32 protein-coding genes are annotated in these 24,379 nt (G+C 47.1%); 5 read left to right on the forward strand and 27 right to left on the reverse strand.

Annotation, left to right across the window (positions count from 1 at the left end):
• Positions 1 to 7: 7 nt before the first annotated feature.
• The 9 genes from HMPREF9453_RS02950 to HMPREF9453_RS02990 all read right to left on the reverse strand — a co-directional run bounded on the left by HMPREF9453_RS02950 (position 8) and on the right by HMPREF9453_RS02990 (position 3,920).
• Positions 8 to 550, reverse strand: coding sequence for a DUF2815 family protein (locus HMPREF9453_RS02950; RefSeq protein WP_008859083.1), 543 nt, complete (start codon positions 548 to 550; stop codon positions 8 to 10).
• A gap of 20 nt (positions 551 to 570) precedes the next feature.
• Complete coding sequence (locus HMPREF9453_RS02955) at positions 571 to 1,689, reverse strand: DUF2800 domain-containing protein (protein ID WP_008859084.1); 1,119 nt, start codon at positions 1,687 to 1,689, stop codon at positions 571 to 573.
• Positions 1,679 to 2,134: a hypothetical protein gene (locus tag HMPREF9453_RS02960; RefSeq protein ID WP_008859085.1), complete on the reverse strand. Its 456-nt coding sequence runs from the start codon at positions 2,132 to 2,134 to the stop codon at positions 1,679 to 1,681. Before HMPREF9453_RS02960 ends, HMPREF9453_RS02955 begins: the two co-directional genes overlap by 11 nt.
• A gap of 42 nt (positions 2,135 to 2,176) precedes the next feature.
• A complete protein-coding gene (locus tag HMPREF9453_RS02965) occupies positions 2,177 to 2,566 on the reverse strand; it encodes a hypothetical protein (RefSeq protein WP_187368038.1) in 390 nt (129 codons plus the stop codon).
• A 171-nt stretch (positions 2,567 to 2,737) separates the two neighbouring features.
• A complete protein-coding gene (locus HMPREF9453_RS02970; protein WP_008859087.1) occupies positions 2,738 to 2,962 on the reverse strand; it encodes a hypothetical protein in 225 nt (74 codons plus the stop codon).
• Between the two features lie 14 nt (positions 2,963 to 2,976).
• A complete protein-coding gene (locus HMPREF9453_RS02975; RefSeq protein ID WP_040379514.1) occupies positions 2,977 to 3,273 on the reverse strand; it encodes a LysM peptidoglycan-binding domain-containing protein in 297 nt (98 codons plus the stop codon).
• A complete protein-coding gene (locus HMPREF9453_RS12065) occupies positions 3,266 to 3,490 on the reverse strand; it encodes a hypothetical protein (protein WP_008859089.1) in 225 nt (74 codons plus the stop codon). The genes HMPREF9453_RS02975 and HMPREF9453_RS12065 overlap by 8 nt, the downstream gene beginning before the upstream one ends.
• Complete coding sequence (locus tag HMPREF9453_RS02985) at positions 3,483 to 3,662, reverse strand: helix-turn-helix domain-containing protein (protein ID WP_222859640.1); 180 nt, start codon at positions 3,660 to 3,662, stop codon at positions 3,483 to 3,485. The genes HMPREF9453_RS12065 and HMPREF9453_RS02985 overlap by 8 nt, the downstream gene beginning before the upstream one ends.
• A 36-nt stretch (positions 3,663 to 3,698) precedes the next feature.
• Entirely contained in the window at positions 3,699 to 3,920 is a 222-nt protein-coding gene (locus HMPREF9453_RS02990; RefSeq protein ID WP_008859091.1) for a DUF739 family protein, read from the reverse strand.
• 161 nt (positions 3,921 to 4,081) lie between these two features.
• Here HMPREF9453_RS02990 and HMPREF9453_RS02995 point away from each other — a divergent pair, with 161 nt between their 5' ends.
• The 3 genes from HMPREF9453_RS02995 (at position 4,082) to HMPREF9453_RS03005 (ending at position 7,486) form a co-directional block, all read left to right on the forward strand.
• On the forward strand, positions 4,082 to 4,702 hold the full coding sequence (locus HMPREF9453_RS02995; protein WP_008859092.1) for a LexA family protein: 621 nt from the start codon (positions 4,082 to 4,084) through the stop codon (positions 4,700 to 4,702).
• A gap of 370 nt (positions 4,703 to 5,072) precedes the next feature.
• Positions 5,073 to 6,176 (forward strand): tyrosine-type recombinase/integrase, encoded by a 1,104-nt coding sequence (locus HMPREF9453_RS03000; RefSeq protein ID WP_008859093.1) that lies wholly within the window; start codon positions 5,073 to 5,075, stop codon positions 6,174 to 6,176.
• A 326-nt stretch (positions 6,177 to 6,502) separates the two neighbouring features.
• Complete coding sequence (locus HMPREF9453_RS03005) at positions 6,503 to 7,486, forward strand: site-specific integrase (protein WP_008859094.1); 984 nt, start codon at positions 6,503 to 6,505, stop codon at positions 7,484 to 7,486.
• 232 nt (positions 7,487 to 7,718) lie between these two features.
• Here HMPREF9453_RS03005 and HMPREF9453_RS03010 read toward each other — a convergent pair whose 3' ends face one another.
• Positions 7,719 to 7,979: a LysM peptidoglycan-binding domain-containing protein gene (locus HMPREF9453_RS03010; protein ID WP_008859095.1), complete on the reverse strand. Its 261-nt coding sequence runs from the start codon at positions 7,977 to 7,979 to the stop codon at positions 7,719 to 7,721.
• A 336-nt stretch (positions 7,980 to 8,315) separates the two neighbouring features.
• Between HMPREF9453_RS03010 and lexA the strand changes: the two genes are divergently transcribed.
• Positions 8,316 to 8,951 (forward strand): transcriptional repressor LexA, encoded by a 636-nt coding sequence (gene lexA / locus HMPREF9453_RS03015; RefSeq protein ID WP_008859096.1) that lies wholly within the window; start codon positions 8,316 to 8,318, stop codon positions 8,949 to 8,951.
• An 89-nt stretch (positions 8,952 to 9,040) separates the two neighbouring features.
• Here the strand turns inward: lexA and HMPREF9453_RS03020 are convergent, their stop codons facing one another.
• The 9 genes from HMPREF9453_RS03020 to obgE are packed head-to-tail and all read right to left on the reverse strand — an operon-like array spanning position 9,041 to position 15,225.
• Positions 9,041 to 9,919 (reverse strand): CvfB family protein, encoded by an 879-nt coding sequence (locus HMPREF9453_RS03020; RefSeq protein WP_148363712.1) that lies wholly within the window; start codon positions 9,917 to 9,919, stop codon positions 9,041 to 9,043.
• On the reverse strand, positions 9,912 to 10,268 hold the full coding sequence (gene rsfS / locus HMPREF9453_RS03025) for a ribosome silencing factor (RefSeq protein ID WP_008859098.1): 357 nt from the start codon (positions 10,266 to 10,268) through the stop codon (positions 9,912 to 9,914). Before rsfS ends, HMPREF9453_RS03020 begins: the two co-directional genes overlap by 8 nt.
• Before the next feature lie 20 nt (positions 10,269 to 10,288).
• Positions 10,289 to 11,167 (reverse strand): LCP family protein, encoded by an 879-nt coding sequence (locus HMPREF9453_RS03030; protein ID WP_008859099.1) that lies wholly within the window; start codon positions 11,165 to 11,167, stop codon positions 10,289 to 10,291.
• Complete coding sequence (yqeK, locus tag HMPREF9453_RS03035; RefSeq protein ID WP_008859100.1) at positions 11,154 to 11,741, reverse strand: bis(5'-nucleosyl)-tetraphosphatase (symmetrical) YqeK; 588 nt, start codon at positions 11,739 to 11,741, stop codon at positions 11,154 to 11,156. The genes HMPREF9453_RS03030 and yqeK overlap by 14 nt, the downstream gene beginning before the upstream one ends.
• On the reverse strand, positions 11,731 to 12,351 hold the full coding sequence (gene nadD / locus HMPREF9453_RS03040; RefSeq protein ID WP_008859101.1) for a nicotinate-nucleotide adenylyltransferase: 621 nt from the start codon (positions 12,349 to 12,351) through the stop codon (positions 11,731 to 11,733). Before nadD ends, yqeK begins: the two co-directional genes overlap by 11 nt.
• A complete protein-coding gene (locus tag HMPREF9453_RS11880) occupies positions 12,336 to 12,491 on the reverse strand; it encodes a hypothetical protein (protein WP_156792543.1) in 156 nt (51 codons plus the stop codon). Before HMPREF9453_RS11880 ends, nadD begins: the two co-directional genes overlap by 16 nt.
• 3 nt (positions 12,492 to 12,494) lie before the next feature.
• Positions 12,495 to 13,637, reverse strand: a complete 1,143-nt coding sequence (gene proB, locus HMPREF9453_RS03045) for a glutamate 5-kinase (protein WP_008859102.1) — start codon at positions 13,635 to 13,637, stop codon at positions 12,495 to 12,497.
• A complete protein-coding gene (yhbY, locus tag HMPREF9453_RS03050; RefSeq protein WP_008859103.1) occupies positions 13,624 to 13,914 on the reverse strand; it encodes a ribosome assembly RNA-binding protein YhbY in 291 nt (96 codons plus the stop codon). Before yhbY ends, proB begins: the two co-directional genes overlap by 14 nt.
• 12 nt (positions 13,915 to 13,926) lie before the next feature.
• Positions 13,927 to 15,225: a GTPase ObgE gene (gene obgE, locus HMPREF9453_RS03055; RefSeq protein WP_008859104.1), complete on the reverse strand. Its 1,299-nt coding sequence runs from the start codon at positions 15,223 to 15,225 to the stop codon at positions 13,927 to 13,929.
• 104 nt (positions 15,226 to 15,329) lie between these two features.
• On the opposite strand from obgE, the gene HMPREF9453_RS12070 reads away from it, so the two are divergent.
• Positions 15,330 to 15,506, forward strand: a complete 177-nt coding sequence (locus HMPREF9453_RS12070; RefSeq protein WP_187368039.1) for a hypothetical protein — start codon at positions 15,330 to 15,332, stop codon at positions 15,504 to 15,506.
• 26 nt (positions 15,507 to 15,532) lie between these two features.
• Here HMPREF9453_RS12070 and HMPREF9453_RS03060 read toward each other — a convergent pair whose 3' ends face one another.
• Genes HMPREF9453_RS03060 through HMPREF9453_RS03095 form a run of 8 tightly spaced genes read right to left on the reverse strand, consistent with a single transcriptional unit; the run spans position 15,533 to position 24,379 of the window.
• Positions 15,533 to 16,717: a S41 family peptidase gene (locus HMPREF9453_RS03060; protein WP_008859105.1), complete on the reverse strand. Its 1,185-nt coding sequence runs from the start codon at positions 16,715 to 16,717 to the stop codon at positions 15,533 to 15,535.
• On the reverse strand, positions 16,717 to 17,910 hold the full coding sequence (locus HMPREF9453_RS03065) for a murein hydrolase activator EnvC family protein (RefSeq protein WP_008859106.1): 1,194 nt from the start codon (positions 17,908 to 17,910) through the stop codon (positions 16,717 to 16,719). Before HMPREF9453_RS03065 ends, HMPREF9453_RS03060 begins: the two co-directional genes overlap by 1 nt.
• A gap of 6 nt (positions 17,911 to 17,916) precedes the next feature.
• A complete protein-coding gene (gene ftsX / locus HMPREF9453_RS03070; RefSeq protein WP_008859107.1) occupies positions 17,917 to 18,801 on the reverse strand; it encodes a permease-like cell division protein FtsX in 885 nt (294 codons plus the stop codon).
• Positions 18,794 to 19,480: a cell division ATP-binding protein FtsE gene (gene ftsE / locus HMPREF9453_RS03075; RefSeq protein WP_008859108.1), complete on the reverse strand. Its 687-nt coding sequence runs from the start codon at positions 19,478 to 19,480 to the stop codon at positions 18,794 to 18,796. Before ftsE ends, ftsX begins: the two co-directional genes overlap by 8 nt.
• Positions 19,481 to 19,487: 7 nt before the next feature.
• Positions 19,488 to 20,420 carry a transketolase family protein gene (locus HMPREF9453_RS03080; protein ID WP_187368050.1) on the reverse strand — a complete coding sequence of 311 codons (933 nt, stop codon included), beginning with the start codon at positions 20,418 to 20,420 and terminating at the stop codon, positions 19,488 to 19,490.
• Positions 20,420 to 21,253 (reverse strand): transketolase, encoded by an 834-nt coding sequence (locus HMPREF9453_RS03085; protein WP_008859110.1) that lies wholly within the window; start codon positions 21,251 to 21,253, stop codon positions 20,420 to 20,422. The genes HMPREF9453_RS03080 and HMPREF9453_RS03085 overlap by 1 nt, the downstream gene beginning before the upstream one ends.
• Positions 21,250 to 22,350: a polysaccharide pyruvyl transferase CsaB gene (gene csaB / locus HMPREF9453_RS03090; RefSeq protein ID WP_008859111.1), complete on the reverse strand. Its 1,101-nt coding sequence runs from the start codon at positions 22,348 to 22,350 to the stop codon at positions 21,250 to 21,252. Before csaB ends, HMPREF9453_RS03085 begins: the two co-directional genes overlap by 4 nt.
• Positions 22,337 to 24,379 (reverse strand): DUF5693 family protein, encoded by a 2,043-nt coding sequence (locus tag HMPREF9453_RS03095; RefSeq protein ID WP_232217310.1) that lies wholly within the window; start codon positions 24,377 to 24,379, stop codon positions 22,337 to 22,339. The genes csaB and HMPREF9453_RS03095 overlap by 14 nt, the downstream gene beginning before the upstream one ends.

Here is a 24,379-nt window from a genome sequence, read left to right on the forward strand (position 1 = left end):
CAAGAAATTAGTCAAACATGTCATCGTCATCAATGAAATCATCAGAGAAATCAGAGTCGCTGACTTCAGATTTCGTGAATGGTTTATCATCTTTCAGTTTGCGGATTCCACGGAGCCCTACACCAATACCCTTATTGCCATGAGAGTTGTATGCGTAAAAATCAAGCACCGCCTGCACCCAGCATCCGGAATACACTTCGGACGGATCGGCCACCGGCGTACGGTCAAGGAGCACCACCTTGGGAGGGTAGTCCGGATTGGCTGAAGCATTAAGGAAAAGCATGCCTTTATAGTTTGGATCATCAGCCTTTTCTACGTCGCCGTCACGGAGCGGCATTTTTAAGGCAGCAGCGTTGGACGTCCCCCACTTCTGCCTGTTGTCCGGATCTGCCAGCATGCCCTGAAGGAGCTTGTTCAGCCTTTCGATGTTCTTTTTATCAGTCTTTGGGAAGAGCAGGGAGCATGAATACTTCGGAGCGTTTCCTTCATTGGAATAGGTTTTGAAAATGTGTGCATAAGAGAGTCTTGCTTTACCGGTTGTGAATTTCATAATGTGTTACCTCCTGTGAATTAAAGTACAGAATCATCAAAATCGTCGGAAACGAATTCCGGCCGTCTGTCGGATGCGGGAACTAAAGTCGGCTTTCCCTTTGGCTTGATAATGACATCCTTCATGAGGTCCCCGAAGCGTTTTTTGCCGCAGAGCTTTTCCAGTTCCGTGATGGTCTTCAGTGTCTGGGGCTTGTAGATGTCGTTGTAGCCGTTCAGCTTCAGCACATCCGCCGCTTTCCCTTCATCGGAAATCTTCCTGACGCTGCGCCCTTCCACCACTTTGAGCCCGGGCCATGCCTTACCGTTATCCACCGCTTTGGCCAGTGCATAATCGGAAATATCGGTAAGGTACTTCTTGATGTCGCCGGCTTTCAGAATGATTTCCGCTATTTGGTCATCGGTCAGCGTCTCCGCCGCCTTTCCGGTTACGGGATCAAGCAGGTAACGGCTGAGTACGCCGCAGGTGTCACGGCACTTGCAGAAGCGGCAGTGCGGTCCTGCCTTTCTGTGCCCATCGCCGTTCCATGCCAGAGCGGCTTTTTCTTTCACCATATAGCCCCATGAGCGGAGCTCAGGAACTGTAAGGGTATCTTTGTCCAGATTGTTCAGTCGCGGTTGTACGATAGCCATACGAACGTTTTTGAATGGGAAGATGTCTTTGAACGTCCACCAAGCACCAAGTGCGTACAGACGGAGCTGCGGATTGTCCTTCGCCAGCACTAGCACCCCTTTGCCGTACTTGAGGTCCATGATTTCAATCGTCCCGTCGGATACAATAACCGCATCACCGGTGCCGAAACCCTTCGGCACCCAGGGAGAAAAATCAAGGCGCTGCTCCACACTGATGAACGGGTGGTTCCCTTTAGCCTTCTCAGCTTCGAAAACCTCACTTACTGCATCCACATAGAAGCGGACCGCCTCACTCATTTCCCCGTCCATTTCTTCTTCCGGCTCGACACCTGTCCCCGGAAGGTATTTCTGCCGGAGGAAATACTCGCCCCAGGCGTGGGCAAGGGTTCCTTCTGCGGCGAAGATAGAAGGCTTATCCTCCATCTTTGATTCCGCCCTGGCGGACGGAGGGCATGCCATCCACCTTGCGGAAGAGGAGGCGGAGAGAATTGCATGTTTAGCCGGCATTCTTGTTCGCCTCCAGCCATTTCTTGAAATCCTCATACAGGTTTTCCGGCAGCTCGGACAGCCGCTTTACTTTATGCTCCGTGAGCCATGCACGGAGCTTCCCGCGATTCGTAGGCTTGGCGGCTACAAACTGACCGCAGATGCCCTTGAGCTCGTTGTGCTGTTCCTCGCTGACGCACTGCACCACATCCTTGGCGTACCCCATGAAGGGATTATCCTCCACTCCGGTCTTCGGGGTTTCCGGAGACTTAACATTTTCCGGTTTCGGTTCTTCCTTTGGCGCGGATGCGTGAGATGGCTCCTGCGCCATGGCCATGCCAGCTGTCTTCACTTCATCCACAGATGGCGGATTCTGGTAAGCGGCAAAAACACCGCTGCAGAGATTGAACATCTCCGCCATCACGTCCTTTGCATTCTCTCCTGTGATTTCAATTTTGATTGCCATGTTGTACCTCCTTAAATGTTGTTTACATTATTCAAAAGATTTTCAGCACTGGTAGTTCTTCCACATGTAGGCTTCCGCCTCTTCCCGGGTCTTGAACATGACTCTGACTGACTCCTTCTGCCAGTTCGGTTTTCCTACATGTTTGCCCCTGGTGAAATAGGGAACGAAGGAAACGGAGTACTGGTTCTCTTCGAAGTGCCGCCAAAGGCTTTCTGGGATTTTTCCTTCCTCTTTCTCTTCTACTGCCCAGTCCGGGATGGGGAAGTGCATGAGGAATGCCAGCCCTTTCCCTTTGTTCCAGGGAGCGGCCGTCTCCCCTTTCTTGATTCCAAATTTATTGAAAATATTCTCGGTCATTTTCTCTTCCTCCCTCCTGCTCCCCAGCGGATGGAGCAGTCCCGGTGGCAGGGACGTATCTTTCCATCCTGCCATGTGGGCCGCGCCAGGCATTCTTCTCCTGGTGTTATCTCCTTTCCGCAGAAGCAGCATATGAATGGTTTTTTGCTTTCTTTTCTCATAGGGTTCTTCTTCGTGATATAATTGAATAAAACAATTTTCTTGTTTTAGGCTCTGACGTGTACGAGACGTCGGAGCCTTTTTCTTTTACCCTAAATGCCCTTTGATAATGAGTTCTTTGACCAGGGTTATCGGGGAGTCTCCCTCTACGTTGATTGTCTGATTGCAGGGCTGGAAATAGCGGTAGATTGTAACTGAGACAAGATCCCCATCCCGGTAATTCGGTTCAAGTCGAGCCACATCTACTCCGGCCTTGACGCACATTTCATGCAGCCTATCCAGGCAGTATTCTTTCAGCTGATTCTGGTTCATGTTTCTTCACTCCTTTACAGCTCTCTTGCCGCCTTCACCCGGATAACGATTTCCTTTCCGGGCTGAAGATGGCCGGGGTCGGTGATGTGGTTATCATGCATCACCTGCCAGGTCAGGCGGCTCATGTCCTCTCTGTTGGTAGCTACCTGGCCGACGATACCCCAAAGGGTGTCTCCCTCTTCTACGGTTTTTTTGTACTCCACTAGTTGTGTCTCCGTGGCGTCGCGGTAGTAGCCATAGCCAATGGCTCCGGCGGCAAGGGCGATGCAGAGGACGGCGCCGAGGCGGGCCCATCGGATTCTTTTAATCAAAGTCCTCTTCATTTTCTTCTCCAAAAGCAGCGTCAATAATGCTGAGGGAGGTTTCGTAAGCATCTGCCTTTCCAGCAAAAAACATGTTCAATGGAAGTTTGTTCTCATCATTTACAGCTAATGCGCTCTCCAAGAGGTCTGCGAGTGCCTGCCTTACCGCGGCCAGGGCTCTTTCCCTTGCCTTTTCTTTAATGTACAAATCTGGGTAGTTATTCATTGCTTAAATCCTTCCCGGAGTCTTCGTACTCCTCTGCCAGTTGGTCCAGTGTTTCCGTTCTATACAGAAACCTTGGTCCGAATTTAATAGCCTTGACTGCCCCCCGTTCCCGGAGGGCCTGCAGGGCCTTCACAGAAATGTGGAGGTACTTTGCTGCCTCTTTTGAACTCATCAACTTCATATTAGGTCCTCCTTTTCTATGAATTTGCTAATTGGCAATTTTTTGGGTAAAAAAATAGGGCACAATGCAATCGCTCCCGGCATCGAGAGCTTTCATAGATGCCAGGATGTCTTCCTGCGAAAACTCCAGTTTATTCGACAGTTTCTGACTCAACGTGGACGGATTCATTCCAATAGCGCTTGCAAAGTTTCCTTCGGTGCCGAATTTTTCGCGGATTCTGCCGCGCAGTGTACTATAATCGAACTCCATTTCCTTCACCTCCTTTTGCCATATGGCAAATTTCTATATACCTATTATAGCCTATTTTTGCCAAAAAGCAATAGATTTTTTGATTTAAACAAAAATTATTTGCTAATTGACAAATCCCATCTTATAATATAGATAAGAAATCGAGAGAAGAGGTGCTCATTATGAACAATTTCGCTGATAAACTCAAAGAAGCTATGGAAAGAGCAGGTATCAATGCTACAGAGCTTTCTGCTAAAACTGGAATAAGCAATTCTGCGATTTCCCGGTATCTCTCTGGGAACTACATAGCTAAGCAGAAGAATCTTCTGAAGCTCTCCATGGCTTTACATGTAGATCCTACGTTTCTATTTCCGGATTCCGTCAAGGAATTGGATAATAAGGTAAACGTCTATAGAATTCCTGTCGTGGGCAAGGTAGTGGCCGGTACTCCAATAGATGCTATCGAAAACATAACCGACTATATCCGGGTTACGAATCCCTCCGCTGCAGATGGCAGTTATTATGCCCTCCATATCACGGGCGCCAGCATGGAGCCGGAAATGCGGGAAGGCGACCTGGTCATTGTACACAAGCAGGACTACTTTGACAGCGGGGACATCTGCATAGTCCTAGTTAATGGTAATGAGGCTACAGTGAAAAAAGTACAGAAGAATGAGAGCGGCATCACTCTTATCGGATTCAATCCTGTTGTCTATCCCCCTCATTTCTATAATGCCCATGAAGTTGAATCGCTTCCCGTCCGAATCATTGGCAAGGTTGAAGAAATCCGCCGGAAATACTAATTTCTCATACTAATCTAATAAAAGTCGCTTCGAGCTCCTCGAACGCACCTTTTCAACCGTTCGGCATTTCCGAACAGTTCAAAATAACCTGTCGGGATTTCCGACAGGTTGATGGAGGATGATTTTGCGGACGTCCGCAAAATGGCTATTTCTGAAACTTAGCGGCTGTTAAGTCTTGGATTTCATGGTTTTTGAAACTTACCAGGTTTCAAGTTGGTTTCAAGTATTATTTTGCCAATGCCCACAAAATGGGCTTTTATGGGGCCTTTTCGGTTGCAAGTTTGTTGCAAGCAGTTTCAAGTACCATTTTGCCGACGATGGCAAATTGGAGGATAACTTTATATTATGGCATGAACGGGAGTGAGAAAACATGGCAACTTTTGTTAAGCGGGGGAAGAAATGGTTTTATATCATCAGTTACCGCGACAGTGCCGGAAAAAGGCATAGGCATGAAGAGCCGGGAGGCGCTACAAAGGAAGAAGCCCAAAAGGCCTTTCGTGCTCATATCCGGAGAGCGGACGCCACGGGCGCTTACGTCAAACCGGAAAATATTACGGTGCATGACTTTATGGAAGAATGGCTGGAAAAGCAGGTAAATGTCAATCGCCGGCCTGCCACTTATACCCTCTACTCCCAGATCGTACATAACCATATAGATGCGGCCTTTGGAGGCAGGCTTCTCCGGAGCGTCCTTACCAGAGAGCTCCAAGACTGGCTCCTGCAGCTCAAACAGGAAGGCGCCGCGAAATCCACGGTCAAGGTTGTACTGGCAGTCTTAAAAGGGAGCCTCAGATGGGCCGTCGCCAACCGCGAGTACATCCAGGTAAATCCTGCAGACAGTGTCACCATCCCTCGATACGATGAAGCTCCTGCTTCCCCCGGGGTCTTTAGCCAGGATGAGCTGGACCAGCTCTTTGCTGCTTACCCGGAAGGCTGTAAGCTCTATATCCCCATCCGGATTGCGTATTACACAGGGATGCGCAAAGGGGAAATCCTGGCGCTCAAGTGGTCAGATATAGATCTTTTTGGCCGGTCAATCACTGTCAATAAAACGCAGTACGCAGATGCAGTGAATGCCCCAAAGACTAAGAGCAGCTATAGGCAGGTCAGCTTCGGCCAGCGCCTTATGTCAGCCCTGGTCAAGCAGAAACGCTGGCAGGAGAAGAATGTAGGAATCTGGGAGGACGACTACATCCCCTCCCCCTATGTCTGCACCCGGGAGGACGGCAGCCAGATGACTGCCAATGACATAAGAGCTTTTGAAAAATTCTGTAAGCATCACTTCGGCGGCCATTCTTTCCATACCTTTCGGCATACCCACGCTACCAGGCTTATAGCATCGGGCCAGTTTCCCCTGGAATACGTTGCTAAGCGTCTGGGCCATTCAAGTATTACAACAACAGCCAATATCTACTACTCAGTCACTAAGGAAGAGGCCCGGAAAGCAGCCGACAAAATGGAAGATATACTTTAGCTCTTTGGCATACTTTTTATCAAAGGTATGCCGATTTGGACTACTTTTGCACAAAACTTTTCCGTTTTCGAGGAAAGTTTTGATAAAAACTATTCTTTTCCGGATACTTTTTATCAAAACTTTCCTTTTGGAACAATTCATAATTAAAAGCAAAAATGGTAGGCGGTCAATTTCATTGCCTACCATTTGGCCTACATAGGGCCGATTTAGCTAGATTTTATCGGTGCTTTTTCTTAATTTAATGTTATCGGAACCTATTTTCTTCTAAAGATGGTATAATAGTAAAAAAGCAAAGATGGACACTATTTCATCAGTAAGGAGATTGTATGGACAATCATTTTTTTCTGCGGGATTTCAGCAGAAATTCGCAAAGTGAGGGCCTCTCTGACAAAAGTATGAATTCTCTTTCGGTGACAAAGGCGAATCATACGATTGACGCTTATGAATCGGACTGGAATGATTTCTGCGACTGGTGCCGGTATCATCATCAGACCTCTTATCCGGCTCAACCGGAAACCATTGTGAATTATATCAATGATTTAGCAGACTATGCCAAGGCTTCTACCATACGGCGGCGGATCAGCGCCATTTCTGAAAATTATAATGCTTCCGGGGACCATGTGGAAAACCCCTGCCGGGCCTGGATTGTGAAGGAAGCTCTCATCGGTCTTACTCGTTTGAAAGGGACTGTACAGAAAGGGAAAACTCCTATTTATTGGGAAGAAATTGAGGAAATGATTCATCGCATGGATTTAACTTCTCTTCAGGCATTGCGCGACCGGGCGGTTCTGCTTTTGGGATTTATGGGTGCTTTCCGGCGCAGCGAGCTGGCAGGCCTTGATGTGGAGGATATTAGGAAGTACCCCCAGGGCATTGTGGTTACTATCCGCCATTCCAAGACTGACCAGACCTCAGCAGGACAGCAGATTGGCATCCCCTATTTGTCTCATTCTTCCATGGATTGTATCCACGCCCTTCAGGAATGGCTGACGGCGGCCGGTATTACATCAGGTCCGCTGTTTCGCAGTTTTCTGAAAAATGGGAAGGTTTCCTCCCGTCGGCTCAGTGACAAGAGTATCAATCTGATTGTAAAAAAATATGCAGCTTCCATTGGTTTAAATCCAGAAATGTATGGTGCTCATAGTCTTCGCCATGGATTTGCTACGTATGCGGCACTTCAGGGGGTGGAAGAACGGCTCATTATGAAACAGACCCGTCATCGTTCGGTAGAAATGGTCCGGCGTTATATCAATGAGGCCGATCTGTTTACCAATAACCCCATTGATAAGATTTTTAATCAGCCAAAGTGATACACCTGTCTTGAATACACAAACAGATATTCTTTTAAATAATTTCTTTGTGAAAAGAATATTTGTTTGTATTCTTTTTATGCTTGTGGGAATAAGCAGGCTTTGATTTGATAGCGGAGGAAATAAAAACTCCTGTTTCTCTGGAACGTAATAAAAAGCAAACGTTTATTCTTTTGGTAGAGATTTTCACCGAAAGAATAAACGTTTGCTTTTTTTTAAGAAATTTATATTTTTATAAATCCACAGGAATCTTGATTTTCATCCCCGGTTCCAGCTGGCCGGGATTTGTGATGTGATTAAACTGCTCAATGTCATAAACTACCTGTCTGATATCCTTCGTATTATCTACACGACGGGCTGCTATATCCCACAATGTATCATTTTCTTCAACGGTTACCACATCATATTGAACGGAATCTCCTGATACGGAAGCATTGACGCCCCATCCGCAAAGAAGTACCAGGGCTATAAAAAGGAAAGTTATTTTTTTCATCTTACAGTCTCCTTCCTGTCATCTATATCAAACTTGTATTCTTAGGAACAGCATTTTGGAAAACTGCTATTCGTAGAACATCATTTCTGAAATTATGATAATACAAAACATAATTTCGTACAATAGAACAGGAGATTAGACTTTTTTAATGGACCAGGGATTGAATGTTCCCGGAATAAATAATTGCCTGCTCATTTATTCTATGAACTTCTGTTTGATTTTATGCAATGTTTCCTGTATAATAAATGCAGGTTACTATACTTTAAATGTACTGAAACAATAGATTGATTTTCACAGATAGTCTGGATATTTTATAGGATAGGAAGGAAATCAAAAATGGCAGCGAAAAGATTAGGTAAAAACAGGGAATTAACAAGCCGTGAAAAAAGCATCTTGGAATTTATCCGTCAGAAAATTTACGAAGATGGATTCCCCCCTACTGTCCGTGAAATCTGCACGGCAGTCAACCTTCGTTCCACTTCTACTGTTCATGGATATCTGGCTCGTCTGGAAGAGCTGGGCGTTATTAAGAGAGATCCTGCCAGCTCCAGAGCTATTGAGGTGGTAGGCGATATGTCCTGGCGCCACAAGAAGATGATTCCCATGCCTCTTGTAGGGGCAGTCCGTGCCGGGGAACCGCTGGTGGCTGATGAACATCTGGAATCGGTTTTCCCTCTGCCTGCTGAAATGGTGGGCAGTGATAACAGCTGCTTTATTCTGGTGGTCCGGGGAGACAGCATGATTAATGCGGGTATTGAAGAAGGAGACTATCTGATTGTCTCTGAACAGGATCACGCGCAGGATGGTGATATTGTAGTAGCCCTTGTAGGCAATGATGATGCCACGGTTAAACGTTTTTACAAGGAAGACGACCATATCCGTCTACAGCCGGAAAATGATGCTTATAAGCCAATCATTTCCAAAGATGTAACCATTCGTGGCAAGGTGATTGGTCTTTATCGTCATTTTTAATTCATTGCCTTTTGATTCATTCATTCCCATGCAATAAAAGAGCAGGAGCCTGTTGGTTCCTGCTCTTTTTGTATGGAAATCGTTTCTACTCAGGAAAGGGTTATTTTTCCTTCCTTCATGGAAATTTTCTTTAGCTTCAGAAGATGTCCTACTGCCCTTTTAAAGGCTGCCTTGCTGATTCCCAGAGAAGCTCTGATGAGTGCCGGATCGGACTGATCTGTAAAGGGAAGGCTTCCATTATGACGGTTCATATACTCCAAAAGAAGCTGCATATCCCCTTCTATTGACTTTTCCTTCTGGGGACGGAGGGATATGTTCACATGGCCGTCTTTACGTAGAAAAGCAACCCGTCCTGTGATTTCATCCCCCATATGAATGGGTTTATTGATTTCATCCCGGTGCAGGAAGGCAATCCACCGTTCCCGGGTAATAAGGAAAACCCCGTCATCGGTCTTGTTATAGACTGTGCCTGTAACCATATCACCCACTTTGACTCCCTTGGCAGGAAGAGCGATACTCCGAATATCTTCATTCACTTTCATGGTCACTGCCAGGCGCCCGGTTTTATCCACATACATTTTAACCCATACATACTGCCCTGTTTCCACCCTTTCTTCCATCTGGGAAAAGGGAAGAAAAATACCTCTTTCTGTGCCCACGTCAATAAATGCGCCGAAACGGGTGGTCAACATAACCGGCGCATAGCCGATACCTCCCACCGGTATCTGGGGCAGCCGCATGCTGGCTGTCAAACGATGGTGGGGATCATGATACAGAAAGACTTTTACTTTTTCCCCTTCTTTTACAGGCCTGGTCTGCTGGCTGTGATGAAGAAGAATATCATCGGAAGTGGTTCCGGTTCCTGCATCCAGAAAGGCTCCCATATCAGATATTCTTGCAACAGTCAATTCTGCCAGAGAGTTTTCCCTGAGGTGCAGGGGTCCCAGTCCGGAATCTTCATTATTCATTGTCATCGCCGGTTTCATGGTACTCCTCTACCGGCGCTTCTTTCCACAGGGTATCAAAGTCATAGCGCCGTCTTTCTTCATCTGTAAAAATATGGACAATCACATCGCCAAAATCAAGAAGGATCCAGTCACCCTCCTGATACCCTTCTCTCCGAAGAGGATGCAGACCGATTTCCCCTGCTTTTTCTTCTACTTCATCGGCAGCAGCCTGTGCCTGTTTTTTATTACGTGTAGTAGCTAGAATAAAATCGTCAGCAATACTGGTAAGTCCACGCACATTCAGTACACGGATGAGTACGCTTTTTTTGGAAGACAATGCTTTGCAAATGATTTCAATATTTGTTTCCATTGATTCAAACTCCTTTTTAATTACTGGTTATCGGCTCCTATAGTCTGTGCAATGGTCTTCTGCACTTCTACAGGATTAATAACCCATGTATCCACTTTACCGATAGTTTGTGTTTCACCCGGGAGGATGGAGAATTTAAAGCTGTCCTCCGGATAGGAGGAGAGAGTATAAGCCAGGGAAGCTGCTTCTCCATTGGTGATATTGGTTTCCTCTGCTGTCCAGGAATGATGGAAGAAAAACCAGTTATACAGTGCCCAGTGGTTCTGCATGGTATAAATCATGGTTTTCAGGAAACGTTCCTGCCGCTGGATACGGTCGATTTCCCCGTTCTTTTTGTCAATATAGCGCACATAGCCTAAAGCATTTTCACCATCCAGGTCCTGATAGCCCTGTCGGATTTGGATATCCGTTTCGCCTTCCCGGTTCTGGTGATCCATGCCTTTTTCCACATAGAGATCTACACCGCCAATTTTATCTACATAATTTTGGAAATTGGAATAATCCACAACCGCATATTTTTCAATGCGCAGGTGAAGAAGGTTTTCCACGGCGCTCTTGGTCTCTTCTGCTCCCCCTTCGGAGAAGGTAGTGCGAATCAGCTGATTTTTCTTTTCCTGGCGGGCCAGTTTCGTATTGGGCGGAATGGAAATAAAGTTCACTCCCTTATCCCTGCTGTTCCATACAGTCAAAATGATAGCATCCGCTTCATTGCCGGCCTCTTTGTCTGCACCTATGAAAAGGTAATAGGAAACAGGAGAATTCCCTGTATCTACTTTTCCAAGAAGATAGGATACCCCTTTGCCAATACCAAAAATCAGAATCACCGCTGCAGCCAGAGCCATGAGGATAAAGACAAGCAGTTTCTTAACTCTGATTTTTCCATGTCTATTCTTTTTCATTCTTTTTCTCTTTTATTTTCAGAACTAAATCATTCCGTCCTATAAAGGTTAAATCATAAATATAGGCTTTCTGGTCGAGAAGATGAGAAATGGTGGAATCATAGGCAGCAAGCAGTGCCTCGTCCAGATTGATTTCCGAAAGCTTTCTCAAGTTGTCAACGCCTGGAAAATCCCGGGATGGTTCAATATAATCAGCCAGAAAAATAATTTTTTCCAGAAGGGTCATATCAGCCCGTCCTGTAGTATGGTAATAAACAGCGCTTTGAATCTCTTTGTCGCCTATACCGTACTTTGTCTCAGCCAGAATACTTCCTGCCGGACCATGAAGGAGAGCACGGCTGGAAAGAAGGTAAGAATCGGCCTTAAGCCCTGCATCCTTCACAATATGCTGCATATCAGCCAGGGAAAGTTCCTTGGCACAGTCGTGGACCCATCCGGCCACATAGGCTTTTCTGCTGTCAGCCCCGTATTTTTCAGCCAAATGGCGGGCTGTTTCTGCAACGCCCCGGGAATGGCGAAACCGTTTGGGAGACAGAATTTTTTCTAAATCCTTTTGTATATCTTTAAGCTCCATGATCTTGTCCTTCATACAAATGATGAGATTGAATAAAAGAAATAACCCCGTCAGGAATAAAATAACGAACAGATTTATGCTGCGAAAGAAGATTTCTCAGTATGGTGGAAGAAATATCCAATTCCGGCGTAATCAGGAAATGAATCTTATCCTGACCCAGTTTTCCGAAATAGTTGACAGACTGACGCAGCTTTTCTTCATTTCCCGGTCTGCTGGCACATATGAAATGGCAGCAGGAAAGAAGCTCCCTGTTATACTTCCAGGTAGGGAGATCCGCCAGGGCATCTGTGCCGCATATGAAATAAAATTCATAGGAAGGGCCCCATTCCTCCTTCAGGATATGGACCGTATCCACCGTATAGGAGGGACCGCATCTGTCCCTTTCTACCGGAGACAGGGCAAAGTGCGGATTGTCCTTCACTGCTTCTTGAACCATATTATAACGATCGAATTTATCAATATGGTGCATATCCTTATTGGGAGTATCCCCGGATGGAATGAAAATAACCTTTTCTAGTCCAAATTCCTGCCATGCTGCTTCTGCAATCACCAGGTGACCAATATGGATGGGGTTGAAGGACCCACCAAACAAGCCTATCCGTTTAACCATGCATACAACACCACTTCCGAAAGAATGATACACACCGTAAGGAAAAGAAGCAGTTCCAGGATATGGGACAGTTCAAAACGTCCTTTGGGGTGCTTTGTATAATAATAAATCAGCCATCGAGCTTTTTCAGAAAATTTCATTGTTTATTTCATCACCAGAAGGTTATCCCTGTGAATGACCGTATCATAGGGAGGCTCTGCTCCCAGGGCCCCTTTCAGCTGCTCCGTATGGAGTCCTTTGATAAGGTCAATGTCAACTCTGCTGTAATGGGTAATGCCGCGGGCCACCTCATCACTGCCGCAGAATACAGCCACCGTATCTCCTTCTGCAAAATCCCCTTCCGTATCGAGGATTCCTACCGGAAGGAGACTGGAGCCCTTGTTTAAAATAGCAGAACGGCATCCTTCATCCACAAAGATTTTCCCCTTGACAGCAGTACCAATAATAATATCTCTCTTTTTCAGCTGGGGATGGACGTTTTCTCCCTTAAACCAGGTGCCCACATCTTCCCCATCCATAATTCGTTCCAGAACTTCCGGAAGGGTGCTTTTGGCAATCACCATATCGATGCCAGAATGGACGCAGATTTCCGCAGCCTGGATTTTTGTGTACATGCCGCCTGTTCCCTGAGAAGAACCGGCACCGCCGGCCATACGGAATATATCCCGGGAAAAGACCGGCACCTGGTGGATAAGACGGGCATTCTTATTCTTGCGGGGATCTGAATCATAAAGCCCTTCAATATCGGAAAGGATGATCAGCAGATCCGCTTCCGCTATGCTGGCCACAATAGCGGAAAGAGTATCATTGTCACCAATCTTGATTTCATCAGCCGTTACGGCATCGTTTTCATTGATAATCGGTATGGCGCCCAGTTCCAGGAGGGAAAGAAGGGTGCCATGCATGTGAAGATACCGCTTGGAATTCACGGCATCTCCTTTGGTAAAAAGCAGCTGCCCTACCACATGACCGTATTCGCAGAACAAATGCTCATAAATATTCATAAGAAGGCCCTGCCCTACAGCAGCGGACGCCTGTTTATAGGGAAGGTATGTTGGTTTTTCCTTAAAGCCCAGTTCCGGGAAACCAATGCCAATAGCACCGGAGGTGACCAGGATGACTTGGAAACCGCGGTTCTTTAAGTCGGATAACTGCCGCACCAGGTGATCCATAAAGCGGAGATTCATTTTTCCATTGTCATAGGTAAGGGAACTGGTTCCCACTTTCACAACAATCCGTTTCATGGAAGAAATGACAGAGCGGCAGCTGCTGTCAGGGGAGCTCATAATGGGATTTCTTTTCTTTCTGCTTGAAAAGCACGCAGTTCCGTCCGATAATCTGCACAATTTCGCAATCCAGCTTTTCCGCCAGCAGGGAGGCTGTGTCCCTGATATCTTCATCAGAGTTCTGGTTAATCTTAACCTTGACCAGTTCCCTGGCCAGAAGTACATCCTCTACACTCTGTACCACAGAAGAGGTCATCCCTTCCTTGCCAATCTGCACATAGGCAGGAAGGCTGACTGCTTCACTTTTCAGATACTGTTTCTGCTTACCTGTTAACATATACTCTCTCCCTTATTCTTTTTCATCGTCGGCGGAATCCCTGTTTTCCGCATAGGTAAATTCAACGCCGTAGAGGTTCACTGTATCGCCCTCTTTGATTCCTTCTTTTTTTAGAAGCTTGTCCAAGCCCATAAAACGCCAGGCCCTTTCAAAACGGCGCATGGAAAGGTAGTCCTCAAAATTGGTCATACTAACCAGTTTTTCTACCCGCTTTCCCTTGACATAGAAGGCGCCATCTTTCTGCTCAATGAGGAATTCATCTTTAGGTACTTCATAAACAATGGCTTTTTCCGGATTTTCAAAGGTAACATCAGGGACTTCCTGCAGGATTTTCCATGCAGCTTCCAGAAGGGGCTTTAAGCCTTCCCCGGTGAGTGTGCAGATGGGGAAGAAAAGATACCCCTCCCCTTCAATTTCCTTACGTAATTTCTCCAATTTTTGCGGATCATCGATCAGATCCGTCTTATTGGCAGCTACGATCTGTTTTTTCTTAACCAGCTCAGGGCTGTACAGCTCCAGTTCATTATTGATGATGTGGAAATCGCGGAGCGGATCCCTGCCTTCGCTACCGGCAGCATCCAGTACGTGGATAAGCACCTTGGTTCTTTCCACATGACGGAGAAATTCATCCCCTAAACCGGTTCCCTGGCTGGCACCTTCAATGAGCCCCGGAATATCGGCCATCACAAAGCTTCTTTCCGCATCAAGGCTCACCACACCAAGAACAGGAGACAGGGTGGTGAAATGGTAAGCGGCTACTTCCGGTCTGGCGCCGGATACTTTGCGAAGGAGACTGGATTTTCCTACCGACGGGAAACCGAGGAGACCAACGTCAGCCAGAATCTTCAGCTCCAGCCGGATATTCTTTTCTTCTCCCGGTTCTCCCTTTTCCGCATAGGTAGGAGCACGGACAGCGGAAGTGGCAAAGTGAGAATTTCCTCTGCCTCCATGGCCGCCTTTCGCGACAGTAACCTGCTGTTCGTTCTGGGTCATATCTGCCAGAAGTTCACCGGTGCGGTCATCATAAACCATGGTCCCCAGCGGAACATCCACATACACGTCTTCCCCGTTCTTTCCGAACATTTCCTTAGCGCCGCCATTGGCTCCGGCTTTGGCAGCAAATTTGCGATGGCGGCGGAAATTAATCAGCGTGTTCAGACTGCTGTCAGCACGGATAATGACGGATCCTCCTCTGCCGCCATCACCGCCGCTGGGTCCTCCGCGGGGCACATATTTTTCCCGGCGGAAGGAAACCATGCCGTCTCCACCGGCACCGGAGACAACAATTATTTTTGCTCTATCAATAAACATAAGCATACCTCACTCAAAAAATGACAGACTATTACATTGTTATTATATCATGCCGGGGAAGAATATAGAGAAAAGAAGTTTTAATCCTGCACTTCGTACTTTACGTGGAAAAAGAAAACCGCAGTCCTCCCGGAAAAGAACTGATGAAATCAGCCTTTCCGGAATCTGCGGTTTGCCTGCAGCAAGCAGGGAATCGTGAAAACGAAACTTTTGGCCCGTGGAAGGAGATTCATGACGCTGCAGCGCATAAAAATCCTTATAAAAGAAGATGGCAGGAATGAATCCGTACCTTCCTTCATACAGAAGGTTATGTTTCGTCCCTGTTCCCTTCTTTTTTCAGCACATCTACTGCTTTCTGGAAAACAGTATCAGAAGAGAGAATGAACGGGTGACCGGTCTGTTTGACAGGAATATCCGGTACGATTCCCTTCTTATCAATAATCCTCCCGGCAGCTGTCCTATATTCAGCAATGGAGATTTTCAATGCTTCCCGATCTCCATCGGGATAAACAGCCTGCACCGTTCCCTTGCCATAGCTTGTCTCCCCGATGATGATGCCTTCTTTCTTGTCTTGCACCGCACCGGCCAGAATCTCAGCAGCACTGGCGCTGTTTTTGTCTATGAGGACAGCCATGGGCATGGGGTTTTCAATTCCTTTAATGGTGAAATTTTCACTCCCCTGGTGCCGGGTATGGTAGCTGACCACTGTACCGCCTGTCAGAATCTGGTCTGCCACAGCTACTACGGAGTCAATCATTCCACCGGGGTTCATGCGCAGGTCAATAATCAGTTTTTCACAGCCCTGGTCTTTCAGAGAAGAAAGCTGCTTCTTAAACTCTTCCGGCGTGTGTCTGCTGAAAGTGAAAATATGGATATAGCCTATATGATCGTCCACCATACGGCTTAAAACCGTAGGCAGACTCACATTGGAACGGTTCACTGCAAAGTCCAGGGTTTTCTGTTCTCTTGCTATGGACAGATTCACTTCCGTTCCATTCTCCCCCCGTACCGCCTGCGCTGTACCGGTAAGTCCCAGATCATTCACGTCAGTACCATCCACAGATAGGATGATATCTCCATTCCGAATGCCTGCCTTTTCAGCGGCGCTTCCTTCGAAGACATTGAAGATACGGATAAAGCCGTCTGCATCAAGTCCCATCACTACGCCAATGCCGCCATATTCCCCGTTTGTCGTTTCCATGAAGGAATTATAGGTATCTCCGGCAAGGATGGAAGAATAGGGATCTTCCAAACTGGACAGCATGCCTTTGGACGCTCCCTGCCAGAGAGCCTCTTCATTGATGGGCCGAAAATAATTATTTTTCACGAGTCGATAATTTTGAAGGAAATGGAAGAAGCTCACCGGCTGACCATCAGTCAGCCAGTAAGCTCCGCCCAAAATGACAAATCCGCTCAAAATAACGGTACCGCATACACAGGATAGTCCTGATTTCCAATGAGTCCTAAGGAAAAGTTTCCATTGTTTACCCATTACAGATACCCCATGGGATTGACAGGAGAACCATTCACATCTACCTCAAAGTGGCAGTGAGGACCGGTGGAGTTGCCGGTGGAACCGGCATAGGCAATGACTGAACCTTTGGACACAGACTGTCCTTCTGAAACAGCCAGGGACTGGTTATGACCGTAAAGGGTAGAAATACCGCCGCCATGGTCGATGATGACCGCATTACCGTAACCGGAAATCCAGCCGGAATATACAACGACACCACTGTCTGCTGCATGGATAGGAGTTCCGTAGTCTACACCAATATCGATGCCCGCATGGAAAATCGTTGTCCCAAAAATCGGATGGGTGCGATAGCCGAAGGGCGATGTGATAGGTCCGCTGCAGGGCCAGCCCATAGCACCGGTCCCCTGAACGTAGTTATCATCACTGCCGCCGCCCCCTTCATCATCAGAGGCTGCCTGCTGCTGAGCTGCCTGACGAGCAGCTTCCGCTGCTGCCAGACGCTGCTGAATCAAATTTCTAACAGAAGCCAGCTGCGCATTCAGGTCCTGTTCCATCTGTGCAGCTGCCGCTTTATTACTCTTTGCTGCATCAAGAACTTTCTGCTGTTCTGCTTTCTTCTTGGCAATTTCCTGCCGCGTCTTTTCCGCTTCGGCCGCAAGAGCATCCAGCTGCCGTTTATCTTCTTCCAGCTGTGCCTTCTTGGCTTCAATCGCAGCTTTCTGTTTTTGAATCTCAAGAATCAGATTGTAATCGGACCGGATGACCCGCTTCAGGAGTTCTACCCGGTTGGCAAAATCGCTGAAGCTGTTGGCGCCCAGAATCACTTCCAGGTAGTTCAGCTGGCCATGCATGTAAATGGCACGAACCCGGCGGTTCAGCACATCCTGCCTTGTTTTCAGATAGGCTTCCATCTTCACGATTTCATTCTGGGTCTGTGCAATCTGTGCATTGATTTCAGCCTGTTTGGTTTGAATGCTCTGCAGTCTGGCATTGGCTGCATCCAGATCCGCCTGGATCTGTTTCAGTTTAGCACTTACATCTTCAATGACCTGCTGCCAGTTTTCCTGTTCCAGACGGGAAGAATCAATCTGCCCCTGCAGGTCCTGCACCTGGTCATCCAGATCATCGGCATAGGCAGGCATATGGATGGCCTGTCCCCCGAGAAGGATGGAAAGTGCCAGAAAAGATGCCATATATGTTGATTTCTTCATAGGCAGTTACACTTTCATATACTTACGAAGTGAAATGGTACTGCCCAGGATACCGATGATAATACCTGCTGCCAGAAGCATAATCGTCATATAACCGATGAAAGGCCAGAGGGGAATCATGGGAATAAATACGAGCCCTGCCTGGGCCATCTCCATCAGTACCACTTTATAGCCTTCCCACAGGATAAAGGCGGAAAGGCCGGAACCAATGAAACCAATAATCATGCCTTCGAAAATGAAAGGCCAGCGAATGAATCCATTGGTGGCGCCTACGTATTTCATAATCTGGATTTCACGCCGGCGGGCAAACACGGTGAGACGGATGGTATTGGAAATAATGAAGAGTTCTGCACCTGCCAGGAATACGATCAGGATAATGCCGCCAATACGGATAACCTGGGCCACCTTGTAAAGCTGTTCAATAATATCCTGTCCGTACTGCACAGAATCAACTTCCGGGTACTGCGTTACAATGCTCACTGCATTTTTCAGTGAAGCCGGTGTGGCGAAAGAGGTGGAATAGGAGGAAGGCAGCGGATTGCCGTTAATGGCATCCAGAATACCCTGCTGATCCCCCAGCCGCTGTTTGAATTCCGCCATGGCCTGGTCTTTATTGGTAAATTTGATTTCCTTTAAATCCGGCAGGGCTTTCAGTTTCTTTCCCACAGCCATAACCTGCTCAGTATTCAGCCCGTCTTTGAGATACACTGTCATTTCTACCTGGTTTTCCAGATACGTGGCCATGTGATTGATATTCAGCACGGCACAAAGGAAGACACCCAGGATAAACATGGAAAGGGTGACCGTAAGCACGGAAGCCACCGCCATAAATTTGTTTCTGAAGAGGGAATAGAAAGTCTCTTTCCAGAAGTAGCCAAGAGAACTAAACATGTAAATGGTATCCCCCTTTTTCCTGGTCTGCTATGATACGGCCGTCTTCAATATTAATAACCCGTTTATGCATGGCATTGACCAGATCTTTGTTATGGGTCACCATGATGATGGTTGTTCCCATATGATTGATTTCATTGAAAAGCTTCATGATTTCTTCAGAAGTCACTGGATCCAGATTTCCTGTAGGTTCATCGGCAATAAGAAGAATCGGCTGGTTCACCAGAGCCCTGGCAATAGCCACGCGCTGCTGCTCGCCACCGGATAGCTTGGAAGGCAGTTCCTTCGCTTTATTGCGAAGTCCTACCAGGTCCAGCACCCGGTTCACCCTTTCTTTGATTTCCCTGCCCTTGGCGCCGGTTACGCGAAGGACAAAGGCAATATTGTCAAACACTGTTTTCTCTGAGAGAAGACGGAAATCCTGAAAAACAATACCCAGGGTTCTCCGATAGTAAGGAATCTTGCTTCTCTTCAACTTGGTAATATTGATTCCATTGACAACAACCGTGCCGGACTCCGGAACCAGTTCATGAGTCAGCACCTTCACAAAAGTAGACTTACCGGCACCGCTGGGGCCTACCACAAATACAAACTCCCCCTTGTCGATATGAATGCTCATATCTTTCAGGGCAGTATGCTTAGCATCATATTGCAATGATACATGATCAAATGTAATCATCCAATCCTCACTTTCTGCTGATCAGATGCAGGGCAGAGGAAACCAGATGCTCTGCAGTGAGTCCATAAACTTCCAGTAATTCATCAGCCTTGCCGGACTGGCCAAAAGTATCTTCCGTACCTACCATATCCATGAGGCAGGGTTTTTTCAGGGCAAGAACTTCTGCCACGGCACCACCAAGTCCACCTTTCACAGTATGTTCCTCAGCCGTCACAATGGCCCCGGTTTCTTCAGCTGCTTTTACAATAGCCTCTTCATCGATAGGTTTAATGGAGCTCATATTGATAACCCGTGCGGAAATGCCCTGCTTCTCCAGAGTTTCTGCCGCTCTAAGCGCTTTGGCAGTCATAATGCCACAGGTAATAAAGGTCACATCATTGCCATCTCTCAGAGTGGTGCTCTTTCCCGGAACAAAAGGCTTGTCATCCGGCATGATATCTTCACATTTAGCACGTCCCATACGGATATACACCGGTCCTTTATAGGAAGCAGCCCATTTCACTGCCGCCTTTGTTTCTGCAGCATCGGCAGGAACGATGACAGTCATATTAGGCAGCGCCCGCATGAGGGTGATATCTTCCAGCATCTGGTGGGTTGCACCGTCTTCGCCTACTGTCAATCCGGCATGGGTAACGGCCACTTTCACGTTAAGCTTCGGGTAGCAGATGGAATTTCTGATCTGTTCATATGCTCTGCCTGCTCCGAATACGGCAAAGGTGGAAGCAAAGGGAATTTTCCCTGCTGCTGCCAGACCGGCTGCAACGCCCATCATGTTAGCTTCAGCAATCCCTGTATCAAAGAAACGATCCGGATAAGCCTTGGCAAAAACCTGGGTCTTGGTGGATGCGGATAAATCAGCGTCCAAAACAACGATATCCGGATTCTGCGCTCCCAGTTCCTTCAGAGCTTCGCCATATGCATCACGAGTTGCTTTACCCATCATTCTGCCTCCACCTGTTTAATAAATCTTGCGCATTCTTCTTCTGTAGGAGCCTTGCCATGCCAGCCCACTTTATTTTCAATTTCAGGAACACCCTTTCCTTTCACTGTCTTCATGACAATCATCGTGGGTTTTCCTTCAATGGATTTGGCTTCCTCAATCGCTTCGTGAAGCTTTTCTACATCATGGCCGTCTGTTTCAATCACATGCCATCCGAAAGCTCTGAATTTATCACCAATAGGAAGAGAAGACATGACTTCCGTAATAGGGCCGTCAATCTGGAGCCCATTGTTATCTACAAAAGCAGTCAGATGATCCAGTTTATAGTGGGCCGCATACATAGCTGCTTCCCAAACCTGGCCTTCTTCCAGTTCACCGTCGCCAAGGACTGCATACACCCGCCAGTCAGCCTTATCTATTTTGCTGGCAAGGGCCATACCGCAGGCAGCACTGATGCCCTGTCCCAAGGAACCGGTAGTCATATCGACTCCGGGAGTATGCTTCATATCCGGATGTCCCTGGAGCATATGACCGGCCTGACGAAGATGATCCAGCTCTTCTTTGGGGAAATATCCCTTTTCAGCCAGGCAGGCATACATGGCCGGAGCCGCATGGCCTTTGGAAAGGACAAGACGGTCACGGTCTGCCTTATGAGGATTGGCAGGATCCACATGCATTTCCTTGAAATAAAGAAGGGTCAGAAGGTCAGCGATGGAAAGAGAACCTCCCGTATGACCAGAATTGGCTTTTGTGATCATTTTCAAAATATCAATACGAATCTGTTTTGCTTTGTCCTTGAGAAAAGCAGTCTCTTCAGTAGAAAGATGACTCATGGGTTTTCCTCCTTATGAGTAACAAGACTTTTTAAAATCTGGACATTCTCACAGGCCCGCTCTTGAAGAGCAGCCACCTTCTCCCAGTCTTTAGCATCCAGCCCGGAAGAAAGGATTCTACAAGTATCATTATACAACTTCTCACCATCCATGTGCTGAACAGAGGTGGAAGCTTTCTGACCAATAAGGGCCAGGAAATTATCTATTTTGGGATCATAGGAAATGCCAAGAAAAGGCACATGCATGAGAGCAGAAAAAATAAGGGCATGAAGACGCATTCCCAAAAGGACATCCATATTTCCAATAATAGACATTAGTTCTTCTATGGAGAAGTCTTCATTCAGGAAATAGACTCCCTCATCGCCTTTTCCCATGGCTTCAGCCGCAGTTTCATCTTCCGGAAACTGCATGGGAATACAGATGATGACAGCATCTTTTTCTTTAGCTAGACGATGGACAGTCTTTTCAAGTTTCTCCATCCATTCTCGGGAATGATGCCAGTAACGGATAGCCAGACCAATTTTCTTTTTTTCGGGAGGTATTCCCCTTTTATCCAGTATTTTTCGCCCTATGGAAAGATCTGCCGGCGCAAGGGAAAGCACCGCATCGGCAGTGGTATAAATTTTCCGATGCACCCCAAGGCGCTGCAGAAATCCCTTGGATTCCTTATCCCGTACAGTGATACCATCCACATGGTTGAGTACATGCTTCAGGATAATACGAATCACCCGATACCGGACTGGGCCTATACCCTGGGAATAAAGGAAAACCTGTTTTCGAAACAGCACTCCAAGGGTAATAATGGAAAGGTAGTAAATCATGCTTTTCCAGCTTGTCACATCCTGCAGCAGACTGCCGCCGCCGCTGATAATCAGATCAGAGGAAAAAATGGAACGGCAGATACTGGAAATGCTGAACCTTGGTACCGTATGAACGCCAAAAGAAGCGGCGGTGGATTTGGGATCTCCGGAAATTACAGTAATATCCGGAGAGTCAAAGGTTCCCTGGAGTGCCTGCAGAATGGCAGAAAGCATGGCTTCATCACCGGCATTATTGAAGCCATAATAACCGGAAATGACGATTTTATAATTTGCCATATCTTTCTCCGAAAAACCTGGTCAGCCGGACCAGAATCATGACACCGATGAGAGCAGCAATCATGGAAAGACTGCCTGCCGCCAGTCCATCAAGCCCGCGGATAAAACTCAGAACATAGGGGCTTCTCATATGAGCAAAGGTTTCTACCATGGAGCCCTGACCAATGGTGACAGCCACAATGAGGAAATAGTGAAGAATCTGGGGCCATTTGCGATAAAGGGCAGTCATGGCCAAAAGGACGGCAGGATGGCCGAAAAGAAATTCCTTTTCTCTGGGCCTTGCATACATGACATTTTCAAGGAAACGGCGGAGCGCAATTTCAAAACCCGGCACCGGTGCCCCGTTATTGCCGCTTCTGCCGATGAATACATATCCCACCACTGCCAAAAGGCCAAGGCCCACCAGAAGGCCAAGACGAATCTGGACACTGCAGAATTTCTTTACAAAGCGGACAAAATCCTTGTCCGAAGAAACGGTCTGTCCGAAAAAAGGAAACTTCTGAATATACACAATAGAAATTAAAAGGAGCGGAAGTACAAAAGTCAGTTTCACACCGCGGAAAATCTGCATTTCCAAGAGGAAACGAATATCCCCCAGAAGCCCACTCACAAAAGCAGCGCCTGCCAGGGAAAGAAGCCCCGAAATCCAGAGAATCAGCAGGGATTCTACGAAAAGTTTACCCCAGCCGATTTCGGCAAAGGCCTTATCCTTTCTTTTAAGGCAATAGTTCAGGAAAAGACTGACTACCACCACCGGCGTGCACACGGCAGCGCCAAGAGCCAGAAGCTGAAGGACCATAAGGGAATGGAGCCCCCAGAATAATCCCTGAGTGACTGCCAGTCCAAGAATTTCAAGGACCCAAACATATCTGCCAAGAGGCGGGAAAAGAAGAAGCGCCGTCATAACCACAAGAGAAAGGGCCCCAGCCATGGCAATGCTCCGAAGAAGAGATGATGGGAAATAGGATTCCATGACAGAAGCTTTTCCTACGGTAAAGCCATGCCCTTCCAGTCGGGAAGATACATCGGCAATATAGGAAGCATTCGTCTCAGACAGAGTCATACCATTCAGCGGAAACTTGAAGGAAGGGAACAGATTCATGCGGATATTCCGTTCAATATCGGAAATATAATAGCGGGAAGCCGCTTCCTTAGGATCCAGTTTAATCAACTCATCTTTGGACATGGCATAGAGACGGACTACCTGATAGTCCGAAGAAAGGGCCATGTCAATATTCCCGGACTGCTTTTCAAAACCAAGCTGGTTCTGTGCCTCGATGAGGGCAATCGGAATGTGGCGGCGGCTGAGTTCATGAGACAGATAGTTCACATACTCTTTATACCCAAGTACTTCCTTGCCCTGGAAAATAACGGCGCTCACCCGATCAGAAGCATCCAGCTTCTTCAGGAAAAGATCTACATAATCCTTAGTCACATGGGCTTCATTCCCGGGACGCAGTACCACATAGAACCCATGAGAAGCTGCATTTTTCACAGTTTCCGCATAAATGCCCAGTTCCATCTGCATAAACTTATTGTACACCGCATTGACTTCCAGCGTTTCCACGCCGTTCACATCAAAGGAACGTACATCATCGCTGCTCATAAGAAGAGAAAGATATTCTTTCGTTTCCTTGAAATAGGCATTTCCTTCCGTATTCAGCACCGGCTGGATATAAATTTTGGAATCAGAGATTCCCTGTGCTGTGGGATTTCTGAATGCAAATTCACTGCCTCGATAAATGCGGAGGTAATCATGGTTTACCAGCTTTTCCGGTGTTTCATCATACACAGCCAGAGAAGTTACACCGCTTTTCCGGTACAGCGAAAACAGCTCATCCGCTGATTTCTTTTCAACTGATGCGCTGTCTATAATATTGTAATAATCATATACATTTTCAACAGCAGTGGCAGATGATTCCACATGGCTCCGCTGCAGAGATATCATCCCTGCAGCGACTACGCCGATGAAAATCAGGACTGCCAGCACTTTAAAGGCGCTGCTCTGTATGGCCCTCATTCTATCCAT

The sequence above is a fragment of the Dialister succinatiphilus YIT 11850 genome, from assembly GCF_000242435.1.
In the GTDB taxonomy this organism is placed as follows: domain Bacteria; phylum Bacillota; class Negativicutes; order Veillonellales; family Dialisteraceae; genus Dialister; species Dialister succinatiphilus.

Coding starts and splice junctions, on each gene's coding strand:
- HMPREF9453_RS02970 (WP_008859087.1), bottom strand. CDS start 2,962: ATGAACCAGAATCAGCTGAAAGAATACTGCCTGGATAGGCTGCATGAA.
- HMPREF9453_RS03030 (WP_008859099.1), bottom strand. CDS start 11,167: ATGAAAAAGAATAGACATGGAAAAATCAGAGTTAAGAAACTGCTTGTC.
- HMPREF9453_RS02990 (WP_008859091.1), bottom strand. CDS start 3,920: ATGGAGTTCGATTATAGTACACTGCGCGGCAGAATCCGCGAAAAATTC.
- HMPREF9453_RS03010 (WP_008859095.1), bottom strand. CDS start 7,979: ATGAAAAAAATAACTTTCCTTTTTATAGCCCTGGTACTTCTTTGCGGA.
- HMPREF9453_RS02950 (WP_008859083.1), bottom strand. CDS start 550: ATGAAATTCACAACCGGTAAAGCAAGACTCTCTTATGCACACATTTTC.
- HMPREF9453_RS02995 (WP_008859092.1), top strand. CDS start 4,082: ATGAACAATTTCGCTGATAAACTCAAAGAAGCTATGGAAAGAGCAGGT.
- HMPREF9453_RS03085 (WP_008859110.1), bottom strand. CDS start 21,253: ATGAGTCATCTTTCTACTGAAGAGACTGCTTTTCTCAAGGACAAAGCA.
- HMPREF9453_RS03065 (WP_008859106.1), bottom strand. CDS start 17,910: ATGAAGAAATCAACATATATGGCATCTTTTCTGGCACTTTCCATCCTT.
- HMPREF9453_RS02960 (WP_008859085.1), bottom strand. CDS start 2,134: ATGGCAATCAAAATTGAAATCACAGGAGAGAATGCAAAGGACGTGATG.
- ftsX (WP_008859107.1), bottom strand. CDS start 18,801: ATGTTTAGTTCTCTTGGCTACTTCTGGAAAGAGACTTTCTATTCCCTC.
- HMPREF9453_RS11880 (WP_156792543.1), bottom strand. CDS start 12,491: ATGAAATTTTCTGAAAAAGCTCGATGGCTGATTTATTATTATACAAAG.
- HMPREF9453_RS03005 (WP_008859094.1), top strand. CDS start 6,503: ATGGACAATCATTTTTTTCTGCGGGATTTCAGCAGAAATTCGCAAAGT.
- rsfS (WP_008859098.1), bottom strand. CDS start 10,268: ATGGAAACAAATATTGAAATCATTTGCAAAGCATTGTCTTCCAAAAAA.
- HMPREF9453_RS03020 (WP_148363712.1), bottom strand. CDS start 9,919: ATGAATAATGAAGATTCCGGACTGGGACCCCTGCACCTCAGGGAAAAC.
- obgE (WP_008859104.1), bottom strand. CDS start 15,225: ATGTTTATTGATAGAGCAAAAATAATTGTTGTCTCCGGTGCCGGTGGA.
- yqeK (WP_008859100.1), bottom strand. CDS start 11,741: ATGGAGCTTAAAGATATACAAAAGGATTTAGAAAAAATTCTGTCTCCC.
- HMPREF9453_RS03060 (WP_008859105.1), bottom strand. CDS start 16,717: ATGGGTAAACAATGGAAACTTTTCCTTAGGACTCATTGGAAATCAGGA.
- lexA (WP_008859096.1), top strand. CDS start 8,316: ATGGCAGCGAAAAGATTAGGTAAAAACAGGGAATTAACAAGCCGTGAA.
- yhbY (WP_008859103.1), bottom strand. CDS start 13,914: ATGTTAACAGGTAAGCAGAAACAGTATCTGAAAAGTGAAGCAGTCAGC.
- csaB (WP_008859111.1), bottom strand. CDS start 22,350: ATGGCAAATTATAAAATCGTCATTTCCGGTTATTATGGCTTCAATAAT.
- HMPREF9453_RS12065 (WP_008859089.1), bottom strand. CDS start 3,490: ATGAATAACTACCCAGATTTGTACATTAAAGAAAAGGCAAGGGAAAGA.
- HMPREF9453_RS03080 (WP_187368050.1), bottom strand. CDS start 20,420: ATGGGTAAAGCAACTCGTGATGCATATGGCGAAGCTCTGAAGGAACTG.
- proB (WP_008859102.1), bottom strand. CDS start 13,637: ATGAGCTCCCCTGACAGCAGCTGCCGCTCTGTCATTTCTTCCATGAAA.
- HMPREF9453_RS03000 (WP_008859093.1), top strand. CDS start 5,073: ATGGCAACTTTTGTTAAGCGGGGGAAGAAATGGTTTTATATCATCAGT.
- nadD (WP_008859101.1), bottom strand. CDS start 12,351: ATGGTTAAACGGATAGGCTTGTTTGGTGGGTCCTTCAACCCCATCCAT.
- HMPREF9453_RS02965 (WP_187368038.1), bottom strand. CDS start 2,566: ATGGCAGGATGGAAAGATACGTCCCTGCCACCGGGACTGCTCCATCCG.
- HMPREF9453_RS03095 (WP_232217310.1), bottom strand. CDS start 24,379: ATGGATAGAATGAGGGCCATACAGAGCAGCGCCTTTAAAGTGCTGGCA.
- ftsE (WP_008859108.1), bottom strand. CDS start 19,480: ATGATTACATTTGATCATGTATCATTGCAATATGATGCTAAGCATACT.
- HMPREF9453_RS02985 (WP_222859640.1), bottom strand. CDS start 3,662: ATGAGTTCAAAAGAGGCAGCAAAGTACCTCCACATTTCTGTGAAGGCC.
- HMPREF9453_RS02955 (WP_008859084.1), bottom strand. CDS start 1,689: ATGCCGGCTAAACATGCAATTCTCTCCGCCTCCTCTTCCGCAAGGTGG.